Below are 7091 nucleotides of genomic sequence, written 5' to 3' on the forward strand. Positions count from 1 at the left end.
GTGTTTACCATCGCCCGTTTAACATTTTTAGAAGTTTTTCGTAAAAAAGTATTTTTGGTTACCCTTATTTTGTCAATGCTGTTTCTTTTTTTGTATGGTGTAGCCTTAGATTTTACAGCACAGGAAATGGTGCAGATGAAGTCAGCTGGGGGTAGCAACTTATTAATACAGCAGATGATTGGTAATCAATTGCTGGGAGCGGGTCTTTATTTTTCCTCATTTTTAATTGCTCTCTTGGCTCTGATGGCCAGTGTAGGCTCTATTTCCAGCGAAATTGAAAGTGGTTTGTTACATGCCATTGTTTCCAAGCCAATTCAGCGACGGGATATTGTACTGGGTAAATTGTCTGGTTACGGTTTAATGCTGGCCAGTTACGCAATTTTTCTCTATACAGCTATCCTGCTAATAAACCATCACTATAATCCGGGAATCTTTAATTTGTCTACTGCCGTTAGCATATTGTTGGGAGCGGTAATATTTATACTACAACCACTGGTGCTTCTGAGTCTGGCTATGGTTTTTAGTACTTTTTTAAGAACCATGACGGCCGGTATACTCTCCATTATTCTTTACGGTTTGGGGATGGTGGGAGGTTTCCTGGAACAAATCGGTAGTGCCATTAGCAATAGTACCTTAATTAATATAGGTATCATTAGTAGTTTGGTGATGCCCAGTGATGCTTTATTTAGAAAGCTATTAGCAGAGGTAACCGGCAGTGATGCAAATCCTTTAGCCGTACTATCAATATCAATGGGACCCTTTGGTGTATCGGCTCCCCCTAGCAATGTTATGCTTGGTTACACAATTTTTTATATTTTCGTGTGTGTCCTTCTGACAATACAGATCTTCAAGAAAAAGGATTTATAGGACAGGGTCCTAAGGTAATAAATTGAAATTTATTGTCGAAACTTGACAATTGAGTAAGGCTAATTTGAAAAGAACTCTACCCAGCCGCGGGTAGAGTTCACGTATTAGAGAAAACACTGTGTTTTCATAAATAGTATTGAAAGACGACCCTTTTAGATATAAAATTGATACTGAGTTAATTTTAGCAGCGAGGTAATAATATGGCAGAAGCAGTACAGGCCGGAAGGGTCTCCAAAACCTCCTCCAGTTCTTGGGTAGGTTTTTTTCATTTGTTTGTTGTTTATATTGTTTGGGGGAGTACTTATTTAGCAATTCGAGTGGCGGTTATGGATGGTGGCGGTTTTCCTCCGTTTACCTTAGGTGCTATGCGCCTCTTAATTGCGGGCCCGATCCTATTGATGGCAGCTTTTTTGTTCCGACATTCCATTAGAATTACCAAGGATGAATTTATAGTTTTAGCAGGATCTGGTCTATTTCTATGGATCGGTGCTAATGGTTTAGTTATGTGGGCGGAACAGTTCGCTGATTCTGCTTATACGGCTCTGCTGTTAGCCACTGTACCCATGTGGGTAGCCTTAATGGAAGCCATTTTAGATCGTAAGGTACCGTCAAAATTGTTTATTGGCTCTTTATTATTGGGCTTTTTAGGAATTGGCATATTGTCTGCACCGGTGTTGCTGAAGGAAAACTCTTCTTCAGACATAATAAGTGTTATTTTTCTTTTTATAGCACCGATCAGCTGGGGGATTGGATCTCTGTGGCAGCGTAGAAGACCAGTCTCCCTTAACCCCATGGTAAGCTCAGGTTATCAGCAAATAGCTGGTGGTATAGGATTTGCCTTTCTGGCAATGATCTTAGGAGAGCCGTTACCAACGCCATCCCCGGAAGCCTGGATAGCCTTTGCTTATCTTTTAGTCTTTGGTTCTTTATTAACCTTTACTTCTTATATTATGGCCTTGCGTTTATTACCTACCAGCATCGTTATGACCTATGCCTATGTCAATCCAGTGGTGGCTGTATTGTTAGGATGGTGCATACTTCATGAACCAATTACTCATTGGACATTGGCAGGTACCACGTTAGTATTGTTAGGGGTAGCGGGCTCTTTCCAAAGCCAGAAAACGGAAAAGCAGAGAGGGAACAAGACTAATTCTTAGCCATCAGCCATCGGCTTTAAAAGACCTTCAAAACAGATATTTTAGGCCTACAGACTAACAAGGGGAGTATCACAAAATTACTTTTTTGTGATACTCCCCTTGTTTTTAATTATATTCTCGTAACCTTTCTTTAATAGACTCTTTGACCCTGGCTGTTTTTTTGATATTGTTCCTTAACTCTTTTTCCAATTGGTTGTAGCCAGTGGTACCCGGTAGCCAACTGTCGGAATTATTGGTGTTCGTGTTTTTATCTTCTACAGGATCTTCTTTGGTATCAGGCTTAGTGGCCGGTACCTCAGGTATCTTGTACTTTTCGGCTGCACTAGGATCTATACCATTGGCAGTGTGTAACTTACAAGTATTTACCGGAGCCCGTAAAGCAAAATCAGCTACATTAGAAGGAACGGTGTAAGGTAGTTTTATAACTACTTTGGTTATCCGGTCTGGACAATAGTCGTTCGGGAGTTCCCCGGTGGTGGCACAAACATCCATCAGTTGGTGGGTGTTATCTACCTCGGTGGGGAGAGTCCCCTCGGCAAACATATCACTAACCATATGTTCACTAGGAGTATTGGGTCCGGGCAACAAGCCGGACTTGCTGTCTACAGTTGCAGTAACAATGCCGCTGGGTTTGTTAAATGGGCGAATGGGTACGCTGGCTAAGGATTTACTCATAACTTCACGCCAAATCATGGCTGGGTAAATACCGCCATAAGAATGGGGCATTGCTTTAGGTGTATCATGGCCCATCCAAACCGCACCTACAAGTTCCGGTGTAAAGCCGACAAACCAAGTATCCTTACCATCATCTGTAGTACCGGTTTTACCGGCTACCGGTCTAGCACCCAGATTGGCTCTTGTACCAGTACCGGATTGCACAACCGAACGCATCATATCGGTTACTAAGTAAGCTGTAGTAGCTTTCATAGCTCGTTTTTGCTCAGGTCTAAACTCATCAAGTACAGTACCGTCATTGCTTTCTACCTTCACGATGGCGTGAGGCTTTGCATAGACACCCTGATTAGCAAAGGCACCGTAGGCCCCAGCCATGTCTAAGGGTACCACACCGTTACTTACGCCACCTAAGGCCATGGCCAGTCCGTCATGATCAGCATCCAGAGTTGTTATACCAATGCCCTGAGCAAATTTCACTGCTTTTCCAATGCCAACGCCATTAAGCAACTTGATGGCTGCTATGTTAACAGAGCTGGTCATAGCGGCACGCATGGTAATCAATCCTCGGAAGCTGCCATCTGAGTTCCTGGGAGAATAGTTACCAAAACTTTGAGGGTAATCGTCAATCACTGAAGCAGGCCCCATACCATTAAACTCAATGGCTGGGCCATAGGCCACGATGGGTTTTATGGCAGACCCAGGTTGGCGTCCAATCTTTTTCCCCATATAGGATTGATATTGAGTGGCTCGGTTTAGCTCCCGTTGGAATTTATGTTCGCGTCCACCAACAATGGCTCTCAAATAACCGGTTCCAGGTTCCATAAAGATGGCTGCGCCCTGGGGTTGGGCCAAACCGTTTTTATCAGCCGTCGATTTGGGGAAATTATTAGGGTTGGCCAAGGCTGCTTCAGCAATCTTCTGTACATTGGGATCTAAGGTAGTGTAGACTTTTAAACCACCCTTGTAAACCATATCTTCCCCGTACTTTTCAACGATCTTGTCTGTTACATAATCAATGAAGTAGGGGTAGGGATACTGCGCGGCATGCATCTTCATGCCATCAGGCAAAGGCTTAGCAGCGGCTTCTAAGCGTTGTTCCTCTGAGATTTTATTGGTTTCTTTCATTCTTAAGAGCACGTTGTTACGACGGTTTAGTGTTAAATCATAATCCTTTTGCTTTTTTTCCTTGAATTCCTGTTTGGCCTCATCCAGAGATTCCGCACTGTTTAAATAACGGGAATATGCGGACGGTGCCTGAGGGATCCCTGCCAAAAAGGCAGCTTCGTCCAATGTTAGCTCATCTTTTTTTAAGTCTTTTCCTAGATAGGTTTGAGCAGCTGCTTGAATACCATAAGCCCCTTGACCAAAGTAAATTTTATTAAGATACATTTCAAAGATTTCATCTTTGGTAAAGTATCTTTCCATTTGCAGGGTAAGTACAATTTCTTGCATTTTTCTTTTAAATGTTTGATCAGGAGTTAAATAGGATAATTTAACTAACTGCATAGTAATCGTACTAAAGCCTTCTCGAATACCACCAGCCATCACATTTCTATAAACTGCTCGTCCTAAACTACGAAAATTGATGCCGTGATGGTCATAAAAACTATCGTCTTCTGTGGATAAAAAAGCATCCCTGACTACCGTGGGAACCTCACCTAGATCTATCGACTCTCTGTTTTCTGAACCAATCCTGGTAACAAAATTTCCGTCTTTATCATAGATGGTTGTTGGTTGGGAAAGTTCCAGTGCTTTTGGGTTAAAGGCGGGCATATCAGAAACAGCATAGGCTAAGTAACCGAAGGCTGCAAATCCACCTATTAGAACGAATAAAGCTCCTATTACCAAGAGTAAGCGTCCAGGTCTTAACCTTCGGCTTTTCCGTTTAGACAAAACTTTGAACCTCCTTTGTGAGAATGAAAGGGCCAATGATAACAGAATTATAACATAACATGGTGGTACTATAGTAGTGATTTTGCTTTCTTGTCACTTACTAGATGCTTTGATATAATTAAGAAGATTGTGAAACCTACTATTTTTAATACATTGTTCCTGAAAGGAGTCCCGTTTTCATGTTAGATGTCCAACAACAACTAGAAATTATTAAAAGGGGCACTGCCGAGATTGTTCCCGAAGAAGAATTGGTTGAGAAACTAAAGAAATCAATTGCCAATAACAAGCCATTACATATAAAACTAGGACTTGATCCTTCAGCGCCTGATATTCATTTGGGACATACTGTGGTATTACAGAAGCTACGGCAATTTCAAGAATTGGGACATAACGTTACGATTATTCTTGGTGATTTCACCGGTCGGATCGGTGATCCCACAGGTAAATCAGAGGCTAGAAAGCCGCTGACAGAGGAAGAGGTACTAGCCAATGCTAGAACCTATGAACAACAAATCTTTAAAGTTCTTGATCCTCAAAAGACGAAGGTTCAGTTTAACAGTACCTGGCTGGCACCGTTGAAATTTGAAGATGTGATCCGGCTAGCAGCGACCACCACCGTAGCGAGAATGCTGGAGCGTGAGGACTTTTCCAAGCGCTACCGTGAAAACCTTCCCATCAGCATACATGAATTTTTCTATCCCTTAATGCAGGGGTATGATTCGGTGGCACTGGAAGCAGATGTGGAAATGGGTGGTACAGACCAAAAATTTAACCTATTAATGGGACGTACTCTGCAAAAGGAATTTGGTCAGGAACCTCAAGTCACTTTAATGATGCCCATTCTGGAAGGACTGGATGGGGTCAACAAGATGAGTAAGAGCCTAGGTAATTATATTGGCATTGATGAACCAGCCCAGGAAATGTATGGTAAAACCATGTCCTTACCGGACGAGTTAATGGTCAGATACTATGAATTAGTGACACCGGTTCCCCTGGCTGAAGTCAAGTCCATTGCCAAAGGTTTAGAAGAGGGTACTCTTCATCCTAGAGATATCAAAATGCGGTTGGCGAGGGAAATTGTGACCTTCTACCATGGGGAAGAGGCAGCTTGGCAAGCTGAAGACCACTTTAAAAAGGTATTCCAAAAGCGGGAACTGCCCGATGAAATTGAAACCTTTGAAGTTACTGCGGATCTTTATGAAGAGGGAATGGTTTCTTTACCACGCTTACTTACCCAAGCAAAATTAGCCGCTAGCAACAGTGAAGCCAGAAGATTAATCAAAGAAGGCGCAGTTAAGATTGATAACGAAAAAGCTACAGATCCTAATATGCATTTTGCCCCATTAGACGGCATGATCATTAAAGCTGGCAAACGCCGTTTTGCTAAACTGGAAGTAAAATCATAAACAAACAGTACTAGCCTATCACCTTTTCTTTCACCTCCACATATAAATAAAATGTGGAGGTGAAAGTTTTGTTTAAGAAAAAGAGACAAGTGCCCCGGATAGTACTTCCGTTGTTTGTTATAGCAATTATTTTAGGGATGTTTTTACTTGTAGATAGTTTATTACAACCTACTTTGTTCACCATCGCCAGAGCCAAGGCTATTCACATGGCCACTGATGTCGTGAATCAAACAGTACACGATAATCTGACCGGGCAACAGGTACGGTATCAAGATATTGTCCAAATCCATAAAGATGAACAAGGAAAGATTGTTTTAATTCAGGCAGATACCATCCGTATTAATAAAATATCCAATGAGATTACCTTAAAGGTACAACAAGCTTTAAGAAACATAAATGATCAGCAAATTGGGATACCGTTAGGACAATTACTAGGCTTTCATTTACTGGCCGCCATGGGACCCGAATTAAATGTTAAAATGATTCCTGTGGGAGTGATTCGGGTTGATATTATTGATAAGTTTGAAGGAGCTGGCATTAATCAAACCAGACATCTTATCTGGCTAGATCTCAGTTCAGAATTTCAAATTGCTGTTCCTCTCTATCAGGAAGTGTTCAAAGTAAATACCAAGGTTCCCTTAGTAGAGAACATCATCGTTGGAGATGTTCCTCCCTCGCTGGTAACCCTTCCTGGCGGAGTTTTAGGAAATTAGAATTTTATATAGAATATAAAATTAATGAATAATATTTTAAAAAACGATAATAATAATTTTAGCCTGGATAATTAATACATTTCACTTTTATACAAGAACACGATATTCTTTAAAAAAAGTTCTTGCATAAACGAAATGATAGTGGTAAGATAACAAATGTCGCCGCTGAGCGGTGGCAACGAGAAAGACAAACTACCAAAAATTTCACTTGCAAGAAAGTGAGAGAGATGGTAAGATAAGATTCCGGTCGCGAGAGTGGCCAAAGCAAAATGGTCTTTGAAAACTAAACAGAAGATGATGGATGCATAAGGTCAAGTCAAAAGTCAGCGGAAGCTGAAACTAAGACGACCACAATGAATCCTCGTCAAGCGTTATATAAA

General features: G+C 41.5%; 5 protein-coding genes. 4 read left to right on the forward strand and 1 reads right to left on the reverse strand.

Translation table 11 applies throughout. From position 1 onward, the window contains the following. Window positions 1-867 carry an ABC transporter permease gene (locus tag BUA78_RS02315; RefSeq protein WP_072910672.1) on the forward strand — a complete coding sequence of 289 codons (867 nt, stop codon included), beginning with the start codon at window positions 1-3 and terminating at the stop codon, window positions 865-867. Window positions 868-1067: 200 nt separating this feature from the next. Continuing rightward, window positions 1068-2024 (forward strand): EamA family transporter, encoded by a 957-nt coding sequence (locus BUA78_RS02320; protein ID WP_084082272.1) that lies wholly within the window; start codon window positions 1068-1070, stop codon window positions 2022-2024. 105 nt (window positions 2025-2129) lie between these two features. Here the strand turns inward: BUA78_RS02320 and BUA78_RS02325 are convergent, their stop codons facing one another. Further along, complete coding sequence (locus BUA78_RS02325; protein ID WP_072910673.1) at window positions 2130-4592, reverse strand: transglycosylase domain-containing protein; 2463 nt, start codon at window positions 4590-4592, stop codon at window positions 2130-2132. Between the two features lie 179 nt (window positions 4593-4771). On the opposite strand from BUA78_RS02325, the gene tyrS reads away from it, so the two are divergent. Together tyrS and yunB are read left to right on the forward strand one after the other, a co-directional pair. Beyond that, window positions 4772-5998 (forward strand): tyrosine--tRNA ligase, encoded by a 1227-nt coding sequence (tyrS, locus tag BUA78_RS02330; RefSeq protein ID WP_072910674.1) that lies wholly within the window; start codon window positions 4772-4774, stop codon window positions 5996-5998. A gap of 59 nt (window positions 5999-6057) precedes the next feature. Beyond that, a complete protein-coding gene (yunB, locus tag BUA78_RS02335) occupies window positions 6058-6711 on the forward strand; it encodes a sporulation protein YunB (protein WP_238456684.1) in 654 nt (217 codons plus the stop codon). Window positions 6712-7091 lie beyond the last annotated feature (380 nt).

This window comes from Desulforamulus aeronauticus DSM 10349 (assembly GCF_900142375.1).
GTDB lineage: Bacteria > Bacillota > Desulfotomaculia > Desulfotomaculales > Desulfotomaculaceae > Desulfotomaculum > Desulfotomaculum aeronauticum.